At 61.2% G+C, this 23,022-nt stretch carries 19 protein-coding genes and 3 pseudogenes; 15 read left to right on the top strand and 7 right to left on the bottom strand.

The window, feature by feature from the left end; translation table 11 throughout:
- Nucleotides 1-23: 23 nt before the first annotated feature.
- From C443_RS01135 to C443_RS01110, 6 genes are all read left to right on the top strand, one after another.
- On the top strand, nt 24-1,172 hold the full coding sequence (locus C443_RS01135) for a hypothetical protein (RefSeq protein WP_005532982.1): 1,149 nt from the start codon (nt 24-26) through the stop codon (nt 1,170-1,172).
- Between the two features lie 127 nt (nt 1,173-1,299).
- On the top strand, nt 1,300-2,469 hold the full coding sequence (locus C443_RS01130) for a mandelate racemase/muconate lactonizing enzyme family protein (RefSeq protein ID WP_005532981.1): 1,170 nt from the start codon (nt 1,300-1,302) through the stop codon (nt 2,467-2,469).
- Between the two features lie 49 nt (nt 2,470-2,518).
- Entirely contained in the window at nt 2,519-3,361 is an 843-nt protein-coding gene (locus C443_RS01125) for an SDR family NAD(P)-dependent oxidoreductase (protein ID WP_049943808.1), read from the top strand.
- Between the two features lie 6 nt (nt 3,362-3,367).
- Nucleotides 3,368-3,742: a Rid family detoxifying hydrolase gene (locus C443_RS01120; protein WP_005532976.1), complete on the top strand. Its 375-nt coding sequence runs from the start codon at nt 3,368-3,370 to the stop codon at nt 3,740-3,742.
- Between the two features lies 1 nt (nt 3,743).
- A complete protein-coding gene (locus tag C443_RS01115; RefSeq protein WP_005532974.1) occupies nt 3,744-4,382 on the top strand; it encodes an HAD-IB family phosphatase in 639 nt (212 codons plus the stop codon).
- A 452-nt stretch (nt 4,383-4,834) separates the two neighbouring features.
- Complete coding sequence (locus tag C443_RS01110) at nt 4,835-5,728, top strand: hypothetical protein (protein WP_005532972.1); 894 nt, start codon at nt 4,835-4,837, stop codon at nt 5,726-5,728.
- Between the two features lie 15 nt (nt 5,729-5,743).
- On the opposite strand, the pseudogene C443_RS21045 reads toward C443_RS01110, so the two are convergent.
- Together C443_RS21045 and C443_RS22345 are read right to left on the bottom strand one after the other, a co-directional pair.
- A pseudogene (locus C443_RS21045) lies at nt 5,744-5,857 on the bottom strand (IS5/IS1182 family transposase); the annotation flags it as partial.
- A pseudogene (locus C443_RS22345) lies at nt 5,858-5,959 on the bottom strand (IS5/IS1182 family transposase); the annotation flags it as partial.
- Nucleotides 5,960-6,129: 170 nt separating this feature from the next.
- Between C443_RS22345 and C443_RS01105 the strand changes: the two are divergent.
- Together C443_RS01105 and C443_RS01100 are read left to right on the top strand one after the other, a co-directional pair.
- The gene (locus C443_RS01105) at nt 6,130-7,062 is read left to right on the top strand and encodes a DMT family transporter (RefSeq protein WP_005532970.1); all 933 of its coding nucleotides are present in this window, start codon (nt 6,130-6,132) and stop codon (nt 7,060-7,062) included.
- 303 nt (nt 7,063-7,365) lie between these two features.
- A pseudogene (locus tag C443_RS01100) lies at nt 7,366-8,669 on the top strand (dicarboxylate/amino acid:cation symporter).
- A 196-nt stretch (nt 8,670-8,865) separates the two neighbouring features.
- Here C443_RS01100 and epsC read toward each other — a convergent pair.
- Complete coding sequence (gene epsC / locus C443_RS01095; protein WP_005532969.1) at nt 8,866-9,729, bottom strand: serine O-acetyltransferase EpsC; 864 nt, start codon at nt 9,727-9,729, stop codon at nt 8,866-8,868.
- A 151-nt stretch (nt 9,730-9,880) separates the two neighbouring features.
- Here epsC and C443_RS01090 point away from each other — a divergent pair, with 151 nt between their 5' ends.
- Nucleotides 9,881-10,081, top strand: coding sequence for a hypothetical protein (locus C443_RS01090; RefSeq protein WP_005532967.1), 201 nt, complete (start codon nt 9,881-9,883; stop codon nt 10,079-10,081).
- A gap of 38 nt (nt 10,082-10,119) precedes the next feature.
- On the opposite strand, the gene C443_RS01085 is transcribed toward C443_RS01090, so the two are convergent.
- Complete coding sequence (locus C443_RS01085; protein ID WP_005532965.1) at nt 10,120-11,013, bottom strand: bifunctional methylenetetrahydrofolate dehydrogenase/methenyltetrahydrofolate cyclohydrolase; 894 nt, start codon at nt 11,011-11,013, stop codon at nt 10,120-10,122.
- 317 nt (nt 11,014-11,330) lie between these two features.
- Between C443_RS01085 and C443_RS01080 the strand changes: the two genes are divergently transcribed.
- Both C443_RS01080 and C443_RS01075 read left to right on the top strand, forming a co-directional pair.
- The gene (locus C443_RS01080; protein WP_005532963.1) at nt 11,331-12,839 is read left to right on the top strand and encodes an anthranilate synthase component I family protein; all 1,509 of its coding nucleotides are present in this window, start codon (nt 11,331-11,333) and stop codon (nt 12,837-12,839) included.
- Nucleotides 12,839-13,411, top strand: a complete 573-nt coding sequence (locus C443_RS01075) for an anthranilate synthase component II (RefSeq protein WP_005532962.1) — start codon at nt 12,839-12,841, stop codon at nt 13,409-13,411. Before C443_RS01080 ends, C443_RS01075 begins: the two co-directional genes overlap by 1 nt.
- A 20-nt stretch (nt 13,412-13,431) precedes the next feature.
- Here the strand turns inward: C443_RS01075 and C443_RS01070 are convergent, their stop codons facing one another.
- On the bottom strand, nt 13,432-15,288 hold the full coding sequence (locus C443_RS01070) for a BCCT family transporter (protein WP_005532960.1): 1,857 nt from the start codon (nt 15,286-15,288) through the stop codon (nt 13,432-13,434).
- 99 nt (nt 15,289-15,387) lie between these two features.
- Nucleotides 15,388-16,635 carry an NAD-binding protein gene (locus C443_RS01065; protein WP_005532957.1) on the bottom strand — a complete coding sequence of 416 codons (1,248 nt, stop codon included), beginning with the start codon at nt 16,633-16,635 and terminating at the stop codon, nt 15,388-15,390.
- A 172-nt stretch (nt 16,636-16,807) separates the two neighbouring features.
- Between C443_RS01065 and C443_RS01060 the strand changes: the two genes are divergently transcribed.
- Nucleotides 16,808-17,218, top strand: a complete 411-nt coding sequence (locus C443_RS01060) for an EamA family transporter (protein WP_049943807.1) — start codon at nt 16,808-16,810, stop codon at nt 17,216-17,218.
- A gap of 80 nt (nt 17,219-17,298) precedes the next feature.
- On the top strand, nt 17,299-17,679 hold the full coding sequence (locus tag C443_RS01055) for a Rid family detoxifying hydrolase (protein ID WP_005532953.1): 381 nt from the start codon (nt 17,299-17,301) through the stop codon (nt 17,677-17,679).
- Nucleotides 17,680-17,701: 22 nt separating this feature from the next.
- On the opposite strand, the gene C443_RS01050 is transcribed toward C443_RS01055, so the two are convergent.
- Complete coding sequence (locus C443_RS01050) at nt 17,702-17,971, bottom strand: hypothetical protein (protein ID WP_049943836.1); 270 nt, start codon at nt 17,969-17,971, stop codon at nt 17,702-17,704.
- A 176-nt stretch (nt 17,972-18,147) separates the two neighbouring features.
- On the opposite strand from C443_RS01050, the gene C443_RS01045 reads away from it, so the two are divergent.
- Both C443_RS01045 and fdhF read left to right on the top strand, forming a co-directional pair.
- Nucleotides 18,148-19,671, top strand: coding sequence for an NADH-ubiquinone oxidoreductase-F iron-sulfur binding region domain-containing protein (locus C443_RS01045; RefSeq protein WP_005532949.1), 1,524 nt, complete (start codon nt 18,148-18,150; stop codon nt 19,669-19,671).
- On the top strand, nt 19,668-22,979 hold the full coding sequence (fdhF, locus tag C443_RS01040) for a formate dehydrogenase subunit alpha (RefSeq protein ID WP_005532947.1): 3,312 nt from the start codon (nt 19,668-19,670) through the stop codon (nt 22,977-22,979). Before C443_RS01045 ends, fdhF begins: the two co-directional genes overlap by 4 nt.
- The last annotated feature ends 43 nt before the right edge of the window (nt 22,980-23,022 follow it).

Raw genomic sequence — 23,022 nt, 5'->3', positions numbered from 1 at the left:
ATCACCGCGACAGTGGTTCGCGTATGGAATTCGCGATGTGGGCGTACCCGTGGGACCTGCTCGACGAGGGGCCAGCCGAAGTAGAGACGCGACTGCGTGACATCGGCATCGACGAGCTGAACCTCGCGACGAACTATCACACTGTGCAGGCGTTCACGCCACACAATCCGGAGCGGCGAACGCTGTTTGCCCGCGCGAGTTCGTATTTCGAGCCAGGCCCGGAGTACGGGGACCTCGAACCGGTTCCGTACGAGCGGATGAACGGAGACTGGGTCGCGGATGTCGCCACCAGCTTATCGGAGCTGACACTCAATTCCTGGACGGTCGGCTGCCACAACTCCCGGCTCGGGATGGCCAGCCCCGAGTATACGCTGGAATCAGCACACGGTGACGACCTGATCTTCGGCCTGTGTCCGTCCCAGCCCGCAGTCCAGACGTATCTCTCGGCACTGGTCTCGGATCTGTCGTCCCGCGATGAGTTCGCTCGGATCGAACTGGAAACGTTCGATTACTTCTACGGGACGGGGTTCGGGTGGCACCACCAGAAGATTCACGCGCAGTTGGGCATACTCGGAGAGTTCCTACTCGGAGTGTGTTTCTGTCCACAGTGTCGCGAGAATGCGACAGCCGCGGGTGTCGATACTGAACGGGCGCGCGAAACAGTAGCCAACACGCTGGACGATATCGTCGCCGGCGATTTGTCACACAACCGCGCACCGGAGGCTTGGCTTGCGGACCACAGTACTGTCGCTGCATACGTCGATGTCCGCGAGCGGACGCTGTCGTCACTGTACGCCTCGCTGGCTGACGCCGCGGGAACGACACCGCTTGGCTACTACGTCGGCGCACCGGAACCCGGCCGCGAGTGGATCGTCGGGGCCGACCTGCAAGCGCTTTCGGACCACGTCGATTACTACTGTCTGCCGGCATACGAGTCGACGAGCGAAGCGGTCATAGATGCGTACAACGCCGTCGAGGAGGTGATCGATGACGTGCCGCTCCACGTTGGTCTCCTGCCGGGCCATCCGGCTATCGACGACGAGGCTACCGTGGTCGATATCGTCGAAACCCTCGACTCGAAGGGAGTGCCGCGCCTCTCGTTCTATAATTACGGACTGCTTCCGGAGCAGTCACTGGAGTGGGTCGAAACAGCCATCGAGACAGTGGCCTGATATTGTCAGGTGATATCCCGTCAAGAGCGGTGCTGCCACGGCGTAGCGATATCCTCACGCGGATACACCCAGCAGTACGAGCGGGGGAAGCGGTACTTTGATATCGGTTCCCGAATGACAGGAGTGCATGGAGATAACCGGCGTGTCAGCGGTAACTGTAGATGTACCGTTGGCTGACTTGGATGAGCATCTCGGCATCGGGCCGTACGTGACCAACCACGGGAAACTACACTCGATGGAACGCGTCCTCGTCCGTGTCGACACGGATGAGGGGATCAGCGGCTGGGGCGAGATGCGCGTCTTCCTGTCACCATCGGCCACCGAGTCGATTATCGAAGACGGCGTCGGACCGATGATTCAGGGCCAGTCACCGTTCGAAATCGAGCGACTCCGTCGACAGGTGTTCGTCGAGTACACGAACGTCGATATGTTCTTTGCCGCCGTCGAAACAGCCTGCTGGGATATCGTTGGAAAAGCCCTCGATAAACCGGTGTACGAACTGCTCGGCGGATGGACAGCACCGACACAGGGGACCCAGCAACACCGACAAAGCGTCGATGGCAACAGTACTGCACCCGCTGACGTTCCCGTTGCCTTCTGTCTCGGGATCCTCTCTCCCGATGAATCCCGTATCAAGGCGCGAGAAGCGCTCGAAGCTGGCTTCACTGTCCTCAAAACGAAGGCTGGGCGGGACTGGCGACAGGACGTCGAGCGAATCAAAGCGATGCACGATGAAGTCGACGGGCAACTAGAGTTCCGACTCGATCCGAATCAGGGCTGGACACTCGACCAGGCGGTTCGGGTCGGCGCGATGCTCGAAGACGAGGGCATCTACTTACAGTACATGGAACAGCCGATTCGGGTCGATTCACACACGTCACTAGCTCGGCTCCGTCAGCGGCTCCGTCAACCGATCGCGCCGAACGAGGACACCTATATTTCGCATAATCTGCAGTCGCTCGTGGAAGCTGGTGCGATGGATGTCGGCGTTATCGACCTGACCCCGGCCGGCGGCATCAGTGGGATTCGACAGCAGGCCGCTATCCTCGAAGACGCCGGAGTTCCCTTTACCCACCACTGTGCATTCGATTTGGGGATTCGGACTGCGGCGATCCTCCACGGGGTCACCGGCATTCCGGGCTTTTCACTGCCCCCGGATTCGACGTACTACGGCTGGGAAGCGGACGTCATCGAGGCACCGTTCGAGGTCAGCGACGGCTGTCTTCCGGCTCCGGAGGGACCTGGCCTCGGAGTCTCTATCGACATGGCCGCCATCGAGGAGTATCGAGTCACATGAGCGGCCAAGAGCAACTTTCAAGAGGGCAGCTTACGTGGGTGACCCTGTCATGGTAGAGCTAACATTAGCGGACCGGCCGGCCATTGTGACTGGCGCGTCGCGGGGTATCGGGCGCGAAATCGCAGCCCGGTTCGCCGAAGCGGGTGGCGACGTCGTCGTCTGCTCGCGTACCTACGAGGATGTGGAAGCGGTTGCGACGGAGCTAACCGAGACACACGAGGGCCGCGTCGTCCCGGTCGAGTGTGACGTTACAGACCGGGAGGCAGTGCGGAATCTCGTCGACACGGCCATCGAAGAATTCGGGGACATCCGCGTGCTTGTGAACAACGCTGGCGGGGCAGACGAGTCCGCCAACCTGTTGCACCGGTGTGACGAGGAGACCTTCGAATCGATGGTCGACCTGAACCTGAAGAGCCAATTCCTCCTGAGCAAAGAGGTACTGCCAGCAATGGTCGCCGCTGGCGGGGGCTCGATAATCCACATGGGCTCGGTTAACGGCCTGTTCGGTATCGGTCTCTCCGGCTACTCCGAGGCCAAAAGCGGACTCCTGACGCTCTCCCGAAACATCGCCGCCCACTACGGGCAACACGGGGTCCGCTCGAACGTTATCTCAGCGGCGACCATCGAAACAGCGAACAGGCGTGCAGAGATGGAAAACACGGAGGAACGGACCGGTGAAACGAGCGCCCGGGAACGCTGGCTCGACCAGTATCCGCTCGGGCGGTTCGGCACACCGCGAGAAGTCGCTGATACGACGCTGTTCCTTGCCTCCGAAATGTCGAGTTTCGTTACCGGTGAGAATCTGGTGCTCGACGGCGGATTGACGACGAGCCTGCCAACATCGTTCATCAACGAGGTCTACGATGCGGACGAAAAGCCGACACCCAATTAAACAGCCATGGAAGAACTAACAACTGACGACGCACCTGATAGTATCGGCCCGTTCTCGCAGGGAATCGCTAGCGGCGACCGTATTTACGTGTCTGGACAGGGACCAGTCGACCCGGATACCGGTGAGGTAATCCAGGGCACGGCCGGTGAACAGACTCGGCGCACACTCCAGAACATCGCTGCCGTACTGCAGGCCGGTGGCGCTTCGCTCGACGATGTGGTGAAATCGACGGTGTTCGTGAAGGATATGCGGTACTACGACGAGGTGAACGAGGTGTACGGTGAACTCATGTCTCCACCCTATCCCGCTCGCAGCGCCGTGGAGGTCGTTAAACTGCCAGTGGATATTGACGTTGAAATAGAGGTTGTTGCGGAACGGTAGTATGCCACAGCTGGTAGTGTTCGACCTCGACGGGACGCTCACTCGACAGCGCGGCGGGTTCGAGCTATTGCACACCCTCTATGGAACGACACCCGAAGCTGAGACGCTGATGGCCCAGTTCGAGGCCGGAGAAATTACGTTTGCAGAGTGGTGTCGAGGAGCGGTCGATGTGTGGCGTGCGAACGATGTCACCAAGTTGGACATTGAGCGCGCGACACAGGCTGTCAAGCCGAAAGCAGGTGCTGTCGACCTCCTCAAACACCTCCAGGGAACGGATGTCCGATTCGGCATCCTCAGTGCCGGCGTGGCAAACCTTGCGACACAGTTCGAACCGTACGAACCGGCGTTTATTCGTGGAAACTGGCTTCGGTTCGAGGATGGACGTGTTTTGGATATCGATGTCGGTGTCGGTCCAGACGAGAAGGGTGAATTACTGAGAAAGATTCGAATCAAGCAGAACCCCCCATCGATCACCTATATCGGCGATTCACACACAGATACGGAGGCGTTCGCTGAGGCAGATACCGCGGTGTTGTTCGACCCGGACGACCGCGTTCCTGAAACAGCAATTGACGCAGCGGATACAATCATCGAAAGTGCGGATATCAGAAAGTTACAGAGCCATATTCGGACATTGTAGCCCAATACCCACTGATGGGGGCATATACTTTCAAATATACACCTTCCTCATTATCTTCTGCGATATATGTCCCCATAACCGAAATATGCCACCCCATATGGCATAGATTACATCCAAATACCCATTCTCAAGAAGGCTTGGCTTTCGGTGTGTGAACTGGGCCGCTATCGACGTTACTCACTGACGTTCCGGTCTCGACCGTGTATTCCTCAGACGGCTCTATTGAAATATAATCTCCTTGATACCTTTTATACTGGCCCACGGTTGAGAACTGATATATCTGCCATGTTGAATAGTGACCTCTGAGTTACGGAGAGACGGTAGCGATTTTGAGACCACCAGCTGCAACTGCTAACAAGCCGGCTCAAATTTCGACAGCCTCCGCCAGCACCGCTATTCAACAAAGCAGACATATCGAAGGCTATATTGACAGTCTAAGAGACAGATTGCGTATGCAGGTCCGCTCCAGTCGTGACCCGTTCCAGACGCCGGAACAACTGGACAGACGGTTCAGTCTTGTGGCTGGAGTCTACGTCGCCGCGCTGCTCTCACCAGCGCTATTACTCATCGTGGTACAGCGGCTGCAGGTGGTAAGTTGGCCAGCTACGCTCGGCTCGCTTGGAGCAGTGGGGGCAGTCCTCACCGTCACTGTCACATGGATAGTTTCCCGGCAGGGCGAACTCGTTGCGTGGTTTGACTCGGTCTGGATTGCGGTCCTCATCCCCGCTGTCGGCATCCTCCCAATGGGTCTATATTCCTTTCACTCTCTCCTGTTCGTTGCGTTCGCCGTTACCGATCTCCAAGCGGACAGCGCGGCCAATCTCGTTGGATTCATCGGCTTTTTGCTGGGGGTCGTGGCCACGACACTGGGCGGGTACCTCGTCCTCATGGCCCGCACTCAGCTGGCGAACGCGACGGTAGACGACGCCGACATCGCCGTCGAGTGGAGGGCAGGGTGGCCGCAACGCGCTCGGCTTAAGCTCATGGTTGGCACGCTTGCGGTTGTCGGCCTTCTCGCTGGACTGGCCGTCTGGCAACTGGGATGGAGAGCGGCAACTACCGTCCTGCCCGGTGGGATTGTACCCGTGTTTATGCTCAGCTCAATGGTTACCGAGCGCACGTATCGCGCGACATCGGCGGGCCTAGAGCAACGTCGAGAAGGGCAATGGTTCGCTTCCCGTCGTCTCATCCCATGGTCAAGATTTGAAAGCTTCAGCGTGACCAATAACGCAATTGTCCTCCACCGGACAGTACCTTACATCGACATTCGATGCCGACGCTACCTTATCGACGACGAGGCAGTCATCGCGGCACTCGAAGACTATCTTGAGCGTCAGGGGTCATAGCATCTGCTCCCTCGATTAGAATGCCCGGTCAAGGTTGTGAGTAAGACAGATGATCGTGACCTCTCTAAATTGTTTCCACGAGTGCCTTGAGCGGATGAACGAACCGTACCTCCGTTTGAGGCAAGAGTTTCGATCGAACGCCTTACACAACGTCGAGAGTGACGGGAGTTCCTCGAGATCAATTGTTCTCCAAATCCGAGTCATCTCAATAAGTTCGTCAAGCAGCAGCCGGTCAAACTACTGCTCGATCCAGTAATCCTCTGAGGATTTCAACAGAGCCCTAGACAGATGCCGCCCGGCCATCGGCACTGCGTCAAGTGGTCGCTGGCGCAGTGGCAACATCTAGCAACTTGCGACAGCTTCGACGGCTCTTTTACTGTCGGGTAGTGACAGACAACTGAATGAGTCGCTATCGAACGACCGGTTGTTATCTCCTCCTCGCTGCAATCTGGGGTACTGCATTCATGGCGACTGATGTCGGCCTCGCCGACCTGCCGCCGGTACCGTTCGCTGCCGTCCGCTTTGACATCGCCTCCGTCCTCCTGTTTGCCGCGTTGGCCATCACAGGTTCACTAGAACGGCCACAGACCCGCGACGACTACGTGTATGTCCTCGCTGGTGGGACACTTATGATTGGCGTGCATCACGTATTCCTGTTCACCGGGCAACAGTACGTCACCGGAGCCGTTGCCGCCGTCTTGCTCGGTCTCGTTCCCGTCGTAACGCCCGCGCTCACAAAACTCGCGTCCAGCGATGACACGTTCACCGCGAATACGGGAGTCGGCGTGGTACTCGGGTTCGCCGGCGTTATCGTCATTGCTGACCCCGACCCGGCGAACCTCCTCAGCAGCACGATCGGAATCGCGCTCGTGTTCGCGGCAGCGCTGGCGTTTGCCATTCCGGCCGTCGTGACGCACGACACCAGCCCGTCGATATCGTTTCTGGCCACACAGGCGTGGTTGATGGCTATCGGAGCCGCTGTCCTCCATCTCACCGTACTCGTACTTCCCGGACAGTCGTTTGCGGACGCATCGTGGACGCCGTCCGCGCTTGCGGCGCTGTTGTATTTGGCTGTCGTCGCCGGTATCGGCGGTTTCCTGCTGTACTTCCGGTTACTTGACCAGCTAGGTCCAATCGAGATGAGTTTCATCGAGTACATCATCCCCCTGTTCGCCGCGCTCGCCGGCTGGCTTGTGCTCGGTCAGCAGGTCACGCTCGCCACCGTCGGTGGGTTCGCGTGTATCCTGCTGGGATTCATCGCGGCGAAGTGGACGGCGCTGCGAGCGGAGCTTCGTCGGGTCGTCGAACCGAAAACCAGTCCACCGGCCGACTGATCGGGAACAGAGCCTGCAGGCTATCACTCGGTTGCCGATGCTGCCGGATTCAAGAAATCGACAGTGGAGCGAAAGGCGGTAAGAATGACCGTCAGACCGGAGTGGCAACGGCGTCGCACTTCTGGAGACAACTGAATTGCAACCGCTATTTTGCTATCTTTTCAGGGGATCACTGGCAGTACTTGGCATTTGATAATATACCCGGCTCCAAACGGAATCTTGTAAGAGCAGACCGCATCATAGCCGCGTGCACATACTGGCAGGGCTAACGGGTTTTTATAAGACCGCCCGTTGCTGTGTAATATGATACAACCCATTCGCACGCTATGGAGCCGGTATCGATCTATCCCGCTCATCTGGCGCATCTTTGTCGCCTTCATACTGGGCGCAGGTGCCGGTATCGCGTTCGGGGAACAGATGGCTGTAGTCAGACCAGTGGGCGACCTCTTCCTTCGTCTGCTCAATATGCTGGTCATCCCGATTATCGTCTTCACACTGCTGACCGGGATTCGGCAGCTCTCCCCTGCGAAGCTCGGAAAGATCGGCGGTGCGACAGTCGGACTCTACGCCCTGACGACGACCCTCGCAGGCATCATTGGCCTCGCGGTTGCAAACGTGCTCCAGCCGGGCCGTGGGCTCGAATTCGGCGGCGGTGAAGCGCAATCGAAAGCGCCGCCGTCGTTGCTTGATGTCGTTCTCGGAATCGTGCCGAACAATCCCGTCGCGGCGCTCGCGGAGGGCAATCTGCTGGCAACGGTTTTCTTTGTCATCGTCTTCGGAATCGCGCTGACATACGTCCGCGCCCAGCAGGACGCGCTCGCAGAGAGTGTCGATTCAGTGTTCGAGGCCTTCGAAGTGGGTCTGAAGCGATGTTCGTCATCGTTCGAGGGGTGCTCGAATTCGGTGTGCTCGGCGTATTCGCGTTGATGGCGTCCGGAATCGGCACTGAAGGTATCGGCCTGTTCTCCTCGCTGGGCGAACTCGTGCTGGCAGTCACTATCGCAATCGCCATTCACATCGGCTTCACTTATCTCGTTTTCCTGATGGGCGTGGTTGCCGATGTCTCCCCGATTGCGTTCCTCAGCGGGGCGAGAGATGCGATGGTGACTGCGTTCGCGACTCGGTCGTCGAGCGGAACGCTCCCCGTCACGATGCGTAATGCGGACGAAGACCTGCAGATCGCAGAGCGAGTGTATTCGTTCACGCTTCCAGTCGGTGCAACGGCGAACATGGACGGGGCTGCCATCCGGCAGGCAGTCACCGTGATGTTCGCCGCGAACGTCGTCGGACAGCCACTGGTGCTTACTGAACAGGTTTTCGTGTTGATTGTGGCCGTCCTCATCAGTATCGGAACCGCTGGCGTTCCGGGGGCGGGCATCGTCATGCTCACTGTGATTCTCACACAGGTCGGCCTCCCGCTGGAGGTCGTTGGGTTCGTTGCCGGCGTCGACCCGATCCTCGGACGGGTTGCGACGATGAACAACGTCACTGGCGACCTCGCAGTTTCGACCGTTGTAGGGAAGTGGAACGACGGACTCGACCTCGGTGAGGGCGTCTGGTCACGAGACCTGAGCGGAGTCGCCGAGTTCGTTCCTGGTGATGACTAGAGGGCAGCGGTAGGAACAGACCCTAATGCTGGTACAGTTGTTATTCTAATGTATAAGTACAGTGATCGGTTTCGTGATGGACTGAACAAACGGCATTATGAGTGATTCGGGGGCGCTTACACTATTCAGAACTGTTCTTCCGGCCGATTGGTAGTATCTGTGCAGTCTCAGAACCCGCGCAGTACCGGTTTCAGTGTTAGTTGGTTCGTTTCCGTTCCTGCGTCGGGTGGTCCGTGACGTACACCTTCGTATCGTCCGGAACGTCGTCAGTGACCCAGGAGTTCGCCCCGATGCTGACGTGGTCGCCGACGCTAATAGCGCCCAGAACTTTCGTGCCCGCGCCGATGACGACATGATCGCCGATATCCGGATGCCGTTTGTATCCCTTCTTGAGTCTGTGTTCGTCGCTCTCGTCGGCCTCGAAGTGGAGCGCGCCAAGCGTCACGTCCTGATAGAGGCGGACCCACTCCCCGACAGTGGTGGTTTCGCCGATGACGACACCGGTTCCGTGGTCGATGAAGAAGTGGTCGCCGATCTCGGCACCGGGGTGGATGTCGATGCCGGTCTCAGTCTTTGCGTATTCGGTGAGTTCGCGAGCGTACTCGGAGGCCCCGGCCTCGTAGAGGGTGTGTGCGACCCGTTGTACGAGTATCGCCATGAACCCCGGGTAGGACCGGATAATCTCCATGTACGTCTTCGCCGCCGGGTCGCCTTTGAACGCGGCCTCGACATCTTTTTTCAGGCGAGCGCGAACAGTCGGGAGTTGGTCGATGACGGTAGCGACTGTCTCTGCGGGGTCCGCCCCCGAGTACGGTCTGATGCCGGAATAGAAGAGCCCACCGAGGGTGTCGAGCTGGTCCAGAACAGCGAGTTCGTCCCGGACCAGTGCAGCGGCGTTCCAGCAGGTCGGAAAGAACAGCCGTTTGAGGATGTCGACCTCCGCTCGGCGGTGCTCTCGCCGCGGGAACTCCATCTGAGTCTGGGTGGGGAAGGGCGCTTCGTCGCCCTGGTACGCCGCGAACAGTCTCTCATGTGTGTCGCCGGTATAGCAGTAGTCCATATCAGACGGTTGGGCTGAAGCATCTTAGTTTTGAAACAACAGTTATATTATTGTCTACATGTTGTGTTCTCGTTGGCACAGTAGCACTGAAAACGAGCAGAATCTCACAGTGAGAGATAGCTATATCATATTGGCTTGTCATCGATTCTGTATGAACGGTGAGTGCTACTTCTGCCATGGCATCGTTTCAGCACCGGAGGAAGGCCACATCTGGCTGCGTGAGCACGATAGCCATGAAGTGTACATGCACGAACAGTGTGCCAGCGGACACAACGTCATTGAAGGAGGGCAAAACCCGGCCGGTGAACTCCTGATTACGTGCCCGGAATGTGGCGAAGTCGAGACAGTGTAGCAGCACAGGCAGGCTCCCGCTAAACGGGCAGTCCAGTCTTACGGGAGTGTAATATCGACGCCTGACTGCAGGCTAGCCGCTTTCACAGTGTTGTACATCAGCATCGCAATGGTGAGCGGTCCGACTCCACCGGGAACCGGCGTGATGGCGTCCGCCTTCGCTTTCGCGCTCTCGAAATCCACGTCGCCGACGAGTTCGTACCCCTTGTCCGTGTCAGCGTCAACCCGGTTGATGCCGACATCAATGACCGTCGTGCCGTCCGAAAGCATGGATCCGTCTATCATTTCCGGAACCCCAGCGGCAGCGATTACAATGTCGGCGTTACGAGTCTTTTCCGCAAGGTCGTCAGTCCTGGAGTGACACACGGTGGTCGTCGCGTTCCCGCCAGGCCCATACTGGATGAGCAGGTGCGCCATCGGCTTGCCGACGATGTCCGAGCGGCCGACGACGACGGCGTCTTTCCCCTCCGTCTCAACACCCGTTTCTGCCAGTATTTTCTGTATTCCGTGGGGCGTGCAGGGTTTGTACCGTGCGTTTCCCGCGACGAGCCGGCCTACGTTCTCGGGATGGAACCCGTCGACATCTTTCATCGGGTCGATGCGCTCTAATACGTCGCGCTTGGTAACGTGGTCGGGGACCGGCATCTGGACAAGGATTCCGTGAACTGCCGGGTCATCGTTCAGTTCATCGATGGTCGAAAATAGCGTTTCGGCCGGTTCGTCCGCGCTAATTTCGTGATGAAATCCCTCGATGCCGATTTCCTCACAGGCCTGTTGTTTCATCGAGATGTACGTTTCACTCGCGCCGTCGTCGCTCATCAGCACAGTCGCCAGCCCCGGCGTGACACCCTCGTTGATGAGTATATCCGTACACGCCGCGACGCCGTCTGTGATCTGGTCGCCGATTTCGTTACCGTCGATTATTGTAGTCATTATTGCTGGGTTCGTTCTGAGCCCGGAGCTTCCCGAGAAGGTGTTCGGGAGTAGGGACCGCTACTGTCAGTCAGCAGTCGGGACCGGGCAAGCGTTCGATACCTCTCTCAAACCCCGCAGGTATAGTGGGTGATGCGGAATAGTCCAACCGTTGAAGTCCCACCGGCTATTCGTCCAGCGGGCAACCACAAGCGGTCTACAATTCAACAGTATATCGGCCGGAGGCGCAAGGGACCGAAAGTTTTTGTTCCGACCCATGCTTGCTCTACATAACCATACCGGGAGGCATGAGCCTCTCGTCCGGGAGCAACTGCACTATGACTGATATCCGGTTCAGCACCGACAGAGAATCGTTCCTCGAAACTGCAGAGCAAGCCCCTGACGGCGCTCGCGTACCGGTCGAAGCGCGCGTCACAGTCACCGATCCGTTCGAGGCGTATCGCCGCGCCCGCGATGGGAATGCAGACGGGTTCTATCTCGAGACGACCGGCGGACAGTCCGGCTGGGGATACTTCGGTGTCGATCCGGTCGAGCAAATCGAGGTCGCTGCAGGGGCGACGCCTGCACAGGAGGGCGGTAGTCCGAGTATCGAGACCATCGACGAGCTACTCGACCGCGAACACCTCGAACGGGGCGACTGTAGGGTTCCGTATCCCTGTGGCGCGTTCGGCTGGCTGTCGTACGACGTGGCACGGGAGCTCGAAGACATCCCGGAGACAACTGTTTCGGACGGTCTCCCACGGCTCCAGTTGGGCGTATTCGATTGCGTCGCTGCGTGGGAGGAACCACATGACGGAGAGGTCGAAGTACACGTGACGGCCTGCCCCGTAGTCGACGGGTCACCAGAAGCGGCATTCGAGCGCGGCCAGGAGCTGGCCCGCGAACTGGCCGAGGACGCCATCCACGGCGAGCGACACATCGAGACCCAGCCGACTGCTGCGACGCAGGCCACGTTCGAGAGCGAGTGCGGCGAAGCGGCGTTTGCCGACCGTGTCCGGCAGATAAAACAGTACGTCAGAGACGGCGACACGTTCCAGACGAACGTGTCCCACCGGCTGACCGCCCCGGCGGCCGTCCACCCGGTCGACACGTTCGACGCCGTCCGCCGGGTAAATCCGGCCCCGTACTCTGCGCTGCTGGAGTCCCCCGGCGTCGACCTCGTCAGCGCCAGCCCGGAACTCTTGCTGGATGTCGACGGCGACCAGTTACTTACGGAGCCGATTGCCGGGACGCGGCCGCGGGGCGATACACCCTCCGAAGACGAGGAACTCGAGGCGGACCTCTGCAGCGACGAGAAGGAGCGGGCCGAACACGCGATGCTTGTCGACCTCGAACGGAACGACCTCGGAAAGGTCAGCGAGTACGGGTCCGTCGATGTCGCCGAGTACCGCCGCGTCGACCGGTATTCGGAAGTGATGCACCTCGTCTCTCTCATCGAAGGGGAGTTGCGAGACGAGGTGAGCATCGCCGACGCGGTCGCCGCAGTGTTCCCTGGCGGAACCATAACGGGTGCGCCGAAACCGCGGACGATGGAGATTATCGACGAGGTGGAACAAACCCAACGGGGGCCCTACACCGGTAGCATAGGGGTGTTTGGCTTCGACGACCGGGCGACGCTGAACATCACAATCAGGACGCTGGTCCATTACGACGGGGAGTACCGGCTCCGGGTCGGGAGCGGCATCGTCCACGACTCCGTTCCACAGGCGGAGTACCGAGAGACGCTGGATAAGGCCCGGGCGCTCGTCACTGCTGTCGATGAGGCCTTAGGCGAACAGGGGTCGTTTGCGGTTGAGTCCGGGACCGAGCCAATGGAGGGGACGTGATGATACTCATCATCGACAACTACGATTCCTTCGCCTACAACCTGGTTCAGTACGTCGGCGAGTTCGAGGAGGTCACGGTTCGCCGGAACGATGCTATCGACGTGGACGGCATCCGCGACCTCGATCCGGATGGCATCGTCGTCTCTCCTGGCCCCGGAACACCAGCGGAGGCCGGCGTGTCAATCGACGTTTTTGCCGAAACAGAGTACCCGGCGCTCGGCGTCTGTTTAGGTCATCAAGCACTCTGTGCAGCCCACGGAACCCCTGTGGGCCACGCGCCGGACGTAGTCCACGGGAAACCATCAGAGGTCCGCCACGACGGGACGAAGCTGTACGACGGGGTCGACGACCCGTTCGAGGTGGGGCGGTATCACTCGCTGGCCGTCGAAGCGACAGCGCTTCCGGACGAGTTGGAAGAGACGGCCCACACCAACGACGAGCAGGGGGTCGTGATGGGCGTCCAGCACGCCGAGAAACCACACATCGGCGTCCAGTTCCATCCGGAGAGCATTCTCACCGACGCCGGGAAACAGCTGGTCGAGAACTTCTGTACCGGGATCGCCGAGGCCTGAAACCGCACCGTCGGCGCGACTTACTTTTCTTCGGGTGGGTCCACGTCGTGATGGGTCTGGATGTCCGGCAGTTTCCTGACGGCGTGCCTGACGAGTGACGTATGGTCCCGCTCGTTCCGGTACCAGGTCACGGTCAGCCCGCCGACCGCCACGAGAGAGATCACGGCGAACGGGCCGCCAGTCAGGACGGCCAGTGCCTGTAACGTTTCAGCACCACCGAGAAGCAACACCGAGACGGCGACCGCGCCCTGGAAAATGCCCCAGAAGACGATATGCGTCGCCGACGGCGCGATTTCCCGTCGCGTCGCCAGAACTGAAACTACGAGTGTCGAGGTGTCCGCCGATGTGGCCATGAACACGATGATGAGCGCGAGAAACAGGAACATGAGGAGCTGTCCCAGCGGCAGCGACGACAGCAGCGGGAACCCGGCGACAGCCTCCGAACCACCGCGTTGTGCGATAGCGGCGAGAATATCGGCCCGGCCCGTCTGCTGGACGAACAGCGACGTGCCACCGAGCAACAGGAACCAGACCATCGTCGCCGCCGAGGTCGCGACGACGCTCGTGAACACAACGGTCCTGACCCGGCGACCGCGGGAGAGTGCGGCGATGAACAGCCCGGCGAAGGGAGCCCAAGAGAACCACCACGACCAGTTCCAGACGGTCCACTCCGCGACCCACTGCCCGCCGGTGTGAAGGCTCATCGGGACGAACTCTACCACGTATGTCCCGAGGGCCTGCGTCCCGCGCTGGAGGATGAACGACCGCGGCCCGACGGCGACGACGAGGAGCGCGAACAGGCCGAACAGGACGATGTTCAGACCGGCGATGCGACGGATGCCGCGGTGAATCCCGGTTGCACTGGAGACGACGAATATCAGCGTCAGTCCGCCGACGAACAGGACCGGGCCGACCTCGCCCGCCGCGACGCCCCACTGGTAATTGATGCCAGCGAGGAACTGCTCGCTCACGAGCGCGACCGAAGTGGCGATGCCACCGATAGTAGCGAAGACAGCCAGCGTGTCGACCAGTTTGGCCCATGCCGAATCCAGCCCGTCAGTGCCCAGCACCGGTGCTAGCACCGTCGAGACCCGGAGCGGTGCGCTTCGCGTGAACGCGAAGTACGCTATCGGGACGCCGATGACAGCGTATGCGCTCCAGGCCGAGACGCCCCAGTGAAAGAGCGTGTACACCAGCGCGCCGTTGATAGCGTCCGGCGACCCAGCGGCGGCACCGAAGTAGGGCGGCGGCTGGTCGAAGTGAAACAGAGCCTCAGTGGGCCCCCAGAACACCAGCCCGGCCGCGATGCCGGCAGTGAACACGAGCGTGAAGTACGTCGGGTACGTGTAGCTGGGCTCCGTGTCCGGACCGCCCAGTTTGATGTCGCCCCAGGGCCCCACCAGCAGGAACAGGCAGTAACAGACAGCGAGGAAGACAGCAGCGAGAAACAGCGGGCCGCCGCTACGCAGCACCGTGGCCGCCGCAGCATCGACAGTGCCCGTCGTCCGTGTCGGGAATGCAACTTGTAGGCCGAAAAACCCGGCGAACACGAGTACCGGGAACACGAGGATAGCCGGCTCGTGCTGGGTGAGAAACTCCCGGACGGCCTGCCGGACATCGGTCTGGCGGACCCGGAGGAAAACATCGGCCGCGGCTGGCGCGGTGGCGTCCTCGGAGTACGGAAGCAGCGCGATGTAACACAGTCCCGACGTGAAGAATACGAGGGCGACGGTCAACCACGCCGGGCCGGTCACGGCCTCGCCGACGAGGGTCGGAAAAAAGAACCCTGCGAGTACGAGCGCCCCGGACGCGGCACAGAGTGGCACCAGTAGCCGGCCGACGATCTCCGAAATGCCACTGGCGTCCGAGGTGGCCATACCTCGATATTCAGTGTCGAATACATATATTACTATCCCAGAACGCCACTGAAACTGGGACTGTAGCTGTGGAGACCAGCGTCGCTGAAGGTGGCTGGGTCACTCGGAGTCAACAGGGTCGCTCCCGTCGTCGGTCTCGATTTCGGTTAGTAGCGACTCGGTCGGCCCGCGACCTAGTACCGACTGCCCGAGGAGCCGCCCACCGATAGAACGGGGGTTGATAACCTCGTCCGCCCCGACCGCGCGGAACTTCTCGACGTGTTTCTCGTCTGTCGCCGCCGCGACTGTGCGGATGTCCGGATTGACGTTTTTCGTTGCGATGACGGCCAGCACGTCGCGTGCGTCGTCGTTACTTCCCACCACAACGCCGCTCGCAGTCCCGACGCGTGCGTCTTTGAGCACCTCCTCGTCGGTGGGGTCGCCGGTGAGCAGGTTCACGCCTTCGCCCTGCAGCGACGCGACCGTTCCCTCGTCGGGCGTGACCACAACCACTTCGGTCTCGTCACCCAGTTCCTCAAGTAGCGATGCCGTAACGTCTCCGTACCCCAGGACCACGATATGGTCCTCAAGGAGTGTGAGTTCTGATGCAGTCATGACTCCGAACGCTGTCGCCATTCTGGATTCGATAGCCGGCCCGATGAGCGCGCCCACGGCGACAGTGAACGCGCCGGTGCCGAACAGGATAATCGAGAGCGAAAACCACCGTGCCTCCGCCGTCACAGGTGTGATATCGCCGTAGCCGACCGTGGCGATAGTGACGACGACGTAATACACGGCATCGCCCCAGCTGTCGAGTTCGAGGAACTGGCCCCGAAGTCCGTACGCACCCACAGTCCCGTAGAGAACGACGCCGAAAATCGCCGACAGCGACGCGATCTGGATCGGCGAGAGGTCAAGCGACTGGTCGAACCGGTGTCGGTTTCGGACTACCAACGGGTACGTGACCAGCGTCATCACCAGCAGGGGGATGTCCGTAGGCTGAAGCGTGGTAAGCGGCAGTACGACCAGACCGAGAAGCACGACAGCTGCCACACGCCAAGCAAGCTGTTTGCGCCGCTGGAGCCCGACCGTCACGATGCCGAGGATGAACGCGAACAGCACTCCGCCGAATCGGACGAAAGGTAACGGAAGGTCGACCACTGCGGTCAGTGGACCATTGAGTGCAAGCGACGCCTGGCTGAGATTCGAAAGGCCGGTCACGAACGCCAAGAGTGCGACCACGCCGGTCAGGACGACCGTCGGCTTCGCACCGGATAGCTCGTCCCACTCGACGAACGGAATCCTGTCGGCAGGGTAGAACACGTCCTCGAGTGTCCGTTCCGACGAGTCTTCTGAGACGTTAGCCATTGTCACACTCTTGTCGGAGTCGATATAAAAAACACGCGGCAAGCGGACATCGCACTCAAGACAGCTGGTCCCGTACAATCGAATCAATGCGTCGATTGCACGCGGCCAGATGTAGCCATTCGCCAGAGGCGCTCAGAAAGAGTTGGAACCGACTCACGCGGAGGTCGGACAGATGAACGCCGCCGTCCTGTTCGGCCTGGGAACGATGATAGCCTGGGGGTTCTGGATCGCGTTTGGGAACGTCGCATCGACTACAATGGACCCGGAAACCGCGGCGTTCGTGTCGTATGCAGCCGCGACAGTCGTCACTGGTATGTATGTCGCTATCTCTGACGCGTCTCTCGTCGTCACGAACCGGGGGCTACTGTTCGCGTTCGCGGCTGGTGTCGCGGCGGCCGTTGGCGTGGTTTCGACATTCGTCGGCGTAACTGTCGGGTCGACGTCGGTAGTCTCCACAATCGGCGGGATGTACTTTATTACTGCCGCAGTCATCGGTGTCATCGCATTCGGGGAGTCGATGACACTGAGGAAAGCCGCGGGCATCGGACTGGCGTTGACCGCGATTGTCGTCATCAATCAGTGACTGGACACAACTGGTAAGCTCTCGAGAACGTTGTGTGAGTGTGACCGGGATTTATGCAATGAGGGCAGATTTGTCCGGGTATGAAGCGCGTAATCAGCACCGACGAGGCACCGGCCGCAGTCGGGGCGTACAGTCAGGCAACGTCGAACGGCGACCTCCTCATCACCGCCGGACAGCTCCCGCTAACGACAGACGGCGAACTGCTCGACGACGAACCGGTCGCCGAGCAGACGCGACAGTGTCTCCACAACGTCGAGGCGATTCTGGAGTCCGACGGACTCTCGCTCGACGATGTGCTAAAGACGACTGTCTACCTCGACGACATCGACGACTTCGACGCGTTCAACGAGGCCTACAGCGAGTTCTTCGAATCGGACCCACCGGCGCGGAGCGCCGTCGGCGTGGGTGCGGTCCCGAAAGGTCCAGCGGTCGAAATCGAAGCTATCGCCACCACCGACTAGCCGAAGGCAGCCGTTCCGTCTCCTACCGTAGCTCCATCTGATCGGCCCGTTCAGCGGCCAGGGCCGTCAGTTCGTCGACGCTACTTTCCGAGCGGTCAGCGAGGACGCGAAGCAACATTCCGAGCTGTATGGCCGCCGCCTCGCGGAGTTCAGCGGCCTCCTCGGTGTCGTTGCCGAAGTAGTACTCGTGACGGCCGTCCTCGTGGATGATGCCTGTGTACACTGAGCGCAGGTCGTCCTCAGTTATCGCGGCCGACGCCTCCGTCTTGACTTCCTCGAACCGTGGGTTCATCGTTTCGATTGTGGTAACGTCCTGCTGCCTCATTGTTTCGACGGAACGATCCGACTATCGCTGCCCCATCAATGTATAAGCAACTGATATGTTCTGCGGGTCGACGACTCGACTATAGCCGATGGCACTGGGGGCATTCGGCTGGGTTTTTAATCGTTCAGCACGACGCACAGAGTATGACACAGGAAACCACGGCCCTCGGTCATTCGACCGTCGTCCGCGTGTCGACGGATGACCGGTCACAGAGCGGGGACCGGGTCCACTCTGCGGCACGGACGGCAGCGGACTCGGTCCCGGTCGTCAGGACGGGGCCGACGGGCATCACAGCGGTCACGCCGCTGGTGATGCTCACGAGTAGCGGACGGACAGCCTTCTACGGTGCCCCGTCGCCGGCAACCGTCCGTGATCTCATTGACGAGATGGAAGGGGGGACAGTACCGACAGCCGATGCGGACGCCGTCGTCGACCACAACCCCGAGACCGCATCGCTTCCCCTTCCGGAGCACGGTCCGCTCTCTGTCGGCCGCCGCGACGTACTGGGTCCCTGCGGCTGGGTGGCCCCGCTCGAACCGGCCGACTGGTCGTTCGTCTCGTCCGAGCAGACCGCCGACGCTGCAGCAGCAGTCGGGCTGCTGGGCCGGGGCCGCGGGGACGCCGCCGCTGACGAACCGGTCGCCGAGACGTGGGAAACGGCCAGTACAACCGACGGTGACCCGGTGGTCGTCTGCAACGCCAACGACGCCAGCGACCTCCCGACGGGCGACGACACGCTTCTCTCTGGCGCACCGATGGCAGTCCTCGACGGGATTGCAGCAGTCGCCGAGCACGTGGACGCCGGCGATGCTGTCATCTATGTGAGCGAGTCGCAGACAGACCTGCAAGCGGACCTCCGAGAAGCAATCGACGCAGTCGGCGACAGCCTGCCAGTCGTTCCGCAACTGGTGGCCGGCCCGAACGAGTTCCGTGCCGGCGAACCGACGGCGGCGCTCGAAGCACTGGAGGGGGCCGACCGCATCGAGCCACGGCTTCAGCCACCATCGCCAGCTAAACGAGGCTTGTACGGACGCCCAACAGTCATCCACACGCCGCGAACGTTCGCGCACGTTCAGCGGGCCATCGCCGAGCCAGACAGCGTCGACGCTGACGCCGCAGACCCCGGAACGCGAATCATCGCAGTCACCGGCGACGTTGTGGCATCGTCGACCGTCGAACTCGGGTCCAGCGCAAGCCTCTCAGCGGTTCGCGAAGCGGTCGAGATGGATGGTTCGTTCAAGATGGCCTGCGTCGGCGGCGTCCTCGGCGGTGTCACCCGAAGCCTCGATATGGCACCGACTGCGCAGTCGCTCCGGGCGGCCGGTCTCGGCACCGACGGCGTCGTCGAACTGTTCGACACCGGCCGATGTGCCGTCGAGACGGTCGGAAAGCGGGCGCGGTTCGCGTCGATGGAGAACAGCGGCCGATGCGTCCCCGGTCGCGAGGGGACGAAACAGCTCGCTGAACTCCTACGCGATATATACGACGGCTCGTTCGAGAGCGACAAGATACGCGAACTGTCCCGGGTGATGCGCCAGTCGAGTAACTGCCAGACCGGCGCACACGCGCCGCGGCCGGTGACCACAGCTATCGACGAGTTCGAACCCGAGTTCCGAGCCCACACGAACGGCCGTTGTCCAGCCGGTACCTGTACGGAGAAACTATGAGCACAGACAGATCGATTCCACGAGTTCCAGACCTAGACGACCCACAGCCGGAGACGCCAGTCACCAGCGAGTTCGAGACCGGCACCGCCAACGACCCTGACGTGGGGACCGACACGGACGACCCGACAACGCTGACCATCGACGGCGAGCGGGTCACAGTCGCCCCGGGGGCGACCATCATCGACGCCTTACAGGACCTCGACGACGATATCGTAAGCGTCGACCCCGGTGCCGAGGGCGTCGAAAGCGACGCCGACGTGCCCGCGCTGTGTTACTATGACCGCGACGGGGACTGCAGCGACGAGGTCGGCCCGCGCAGCGAGTGTCGCACCTGCATGGTCGAGACCGAGGAACACGGCATCGTCCCGTCCTGTTCGTTCCCCGCCGAAGACGGCCTCTCCGTCTCGACGGACACGCCCGACGCCGAGGAAGCCCGCAGCGTCAACCTCGACCTCGTCCTCTCGAACCACAACCTCCGGTGTACCACCTGCAACGGCAACGGGCGCTGTGAGTTGCAAGACGCCGCCATCAGCGAGGGCGTCGACCACCCCCGGTACGGCGTCTTCGACGAGCGCGACCAGTACGAACCCATCGACGATACCTCCTCGTTCATCCAGATCGACCGCAACAAGTGCATCCTCTGTAACCGCTGTGTCGACGCCTGCAACGACGTGCAGGTGGAGGGCGTCCTCCGAATCGAGGGCCACGGCGAGGACACTCGCATCGGCTTCCAGTCCGACGCCGAGACCATGCACGACTCGGAGTGTGTCTCCTGTGGCCACTGCGCCACCGTCTGCCCCACCGGCTCGCTGACCGAGAAAGGTATCGACGGCGCGGCGACACTCCCGCTCCCGGGCTTTACACAGCGAAACTCCATCGGGAAAGTCATCGAACACGAGGACGCCGAGACCATCGACGACACCACCGCCCCGAATCGTGGCTTCGAACCCGACGACCCACGAGCGGCGAAGGGGAAGCAAGGCCTCGCCAGATTCGCGTCGCAAGCCAAGCGTCGGGCCGGCGACATCGCCAAGGACTACGGCAAGAAGGCATTCCTCGCCGGCGAACACACCGCCGAGAGTATCGCGGCGAACACGATGCCCGAGGGTCGACTGTTCGACATCGCCAGCGTGGTCAGCGACTACCGGCTCTCGAAGATCGACAAACAGGAGACGACCTGCGGATTCTGTGCCGTCGGCTGTCGGTTCGAGATGTGGGGCAAAGACGGGGACTCGCTCGGCGTCGTTCCGGTCGATGACCCCGACGACGCGCCCGCGAACAACTTCTCGACATGCGTGAAAGGGAAGTTCGGCCACGAGTTCGCCAACAGCGAACAGCGGATTACTGAACCGCTAATCCGCAACGACGACGGCGAACTCGAACCAACCACCTGGGACGAGGCGCTGGATTATGTGGCCGAGCGCTTCACCGAGATTCAGGACGCCCACGGCGTCGACTCGCTGGGCTGTCTCGCTTCCTCGAAGGGGAGTAACGAGGAGGCGTACCTCGTCCAGAAGTTCGCCCGCCAAGTGCTGGGCACGAAGAACATCGACAACTGCGCACGGCTTTGTCACTCCTCGACGGTGGCGGCGCTCCAGCAGACGCTCGGCTACGGCGCGATGACCAACCGAATCAACGAGGACATCGGCGAGGCCGATGCCTACCTCATCAGCGGCTCCAACACGACGGAGTCCCATCCGGTGCTTGCCACGCGAATCAAGCAGAACGTCCGGGACGGAGCCGACCTCGTCGTGTTCGACCCGCGGAAGGTCGGCATCGCCGAACACGCCGACCAGTACACTCGGACCAACCCCGGCTACGACGTGGCCTGGCTCAACGGCCTGATTCGATACATCATTGAACACGACCTCCACGATGAGGACTTCATCGAGCGCAACACGAAGAACTTCGAGGAGGTCAGGGAGAAAGTTCAGGCGTTCACGCCCGAGAAAGTCGAGGAACTGGCAGGCGTGTCGCCTGAAGAACTCGCCTCGGCCGCCGAGACGCTCGCCGAGGCTGACAGCGTCGTGTTTGGCTGGGCGATGGGCATGACCCAGCAGAGCCACGGCACGGAGAACCTCATCGCGATGGCCGACCTCGCGCTCGTCCTCGGGCAGGTCGGCAAACCCGGAGCCGGCCTCTCGCCGTTCCGCGGGCAGAACAACGTGCAGGGCGGCGGCGGCGACATGGGAACGCTCCCGGGGAGCCTGCCGGGCTACCAGAACCCGGCAGACGACAAGGTCGGCGAGAAGTTCGCCGACGTGTGGGGCGAGCGCCCGCCTGAGGAGCCAGGACTCAAAGTCCCGGAGATGCTCGCTGAGGCCCACGCGGGGAACCTCCACGGGATGTACGTCGTCGGTGAGAACCCGGCGCTCTCGGAACCCGACATCCAGCACGCCGCCGAGGCCCTGGAAGACATGGAGTTCCTCGTCGTGCAGGACATCTTCATGACCGAAACGGCGGAGTACGCCGATGTAGTGCTCCCTGCGGCCACTTCGCCGGAGAAACACGGGACGTTCACCAACACAGAGCGACGCATCCAGCGGGTCCGCCCCACGTCCGAACCGCCGGGCAAGGCCCGCCAGGACTGGGAGATCACGCAGGCATTAGCCCGTCGCCTCGGCTACGACTGGGACTACGACCACCCGCGGGAGGTCATGGACGAAATCAACTCGCTTGCGCCCATCTACGGCGGTGTCACCTACGACCGACTCGAATCCGGCGAAGAGCACGGCCTGCAGTGGCCCTGCTGGGACGAGGACCACGAGGGCACGCCGTACCTCTACGACTACGATGAGGGGAACTTTAATTTCGAGGACGGGAAGGCCCGCCTTGTTCCCGCGGATGGCGGACACCCCGGCGAGATTCCCGACGAAGAGTATCCGCTGACGCTCACTTCGGGCCGCGTGCTGTATCACTGGCACACGGGCCAGATCACCCGCCGCGTCGAGGGGCTGATGAGCCACGTCGGCGAGAGCTTCGTCGAGGTCCATCCCGAGACGGCCGAGAAGCTCGGCATCGCCGATAAGGAGTACGTTCGCGTCGAGTCCCGACGGGGCGACATCGTTGTCAAGGCGCAAGTGACTGAGCGCGTCGGCCCGGGGACGCTGTTCATCCCGATGCACTTCGCTGCCGGCGCGGTCAACAAACTCACCGGCGAGACGTTCGACCCGACCGCCGGCATCCCCGAGTACAAAGTGTCGAGCGTCCGCGTGGAAGTTCTGGGGCCGGAAACGGACGAACAGGTGCTCCGGACGCCAGACGCTGGTGGGAAACAGATCCGGAAGCGGGGCGCTGGCGACGACTGAGTCGGCGCGGCCGCTTTCAGCCAATACCCGGGAACGCAAGCTG

The sequence above is a fragment of the Haloarcula argentinensis DSM 12282 genome (assembly GCA_000336895.1).
In the GTDB taxonomy this organism is placed as follows: Archaea; Halobacteriota; Halobacteria; order Halobacteriales; family Haloarculaceae; genus Haloarcula; species Haloarcula argentinensis.
Note: the sequence above shows the minus strand (reverse complement) of the source record. Positions and strands in the feature narration are given on the sequence as shown.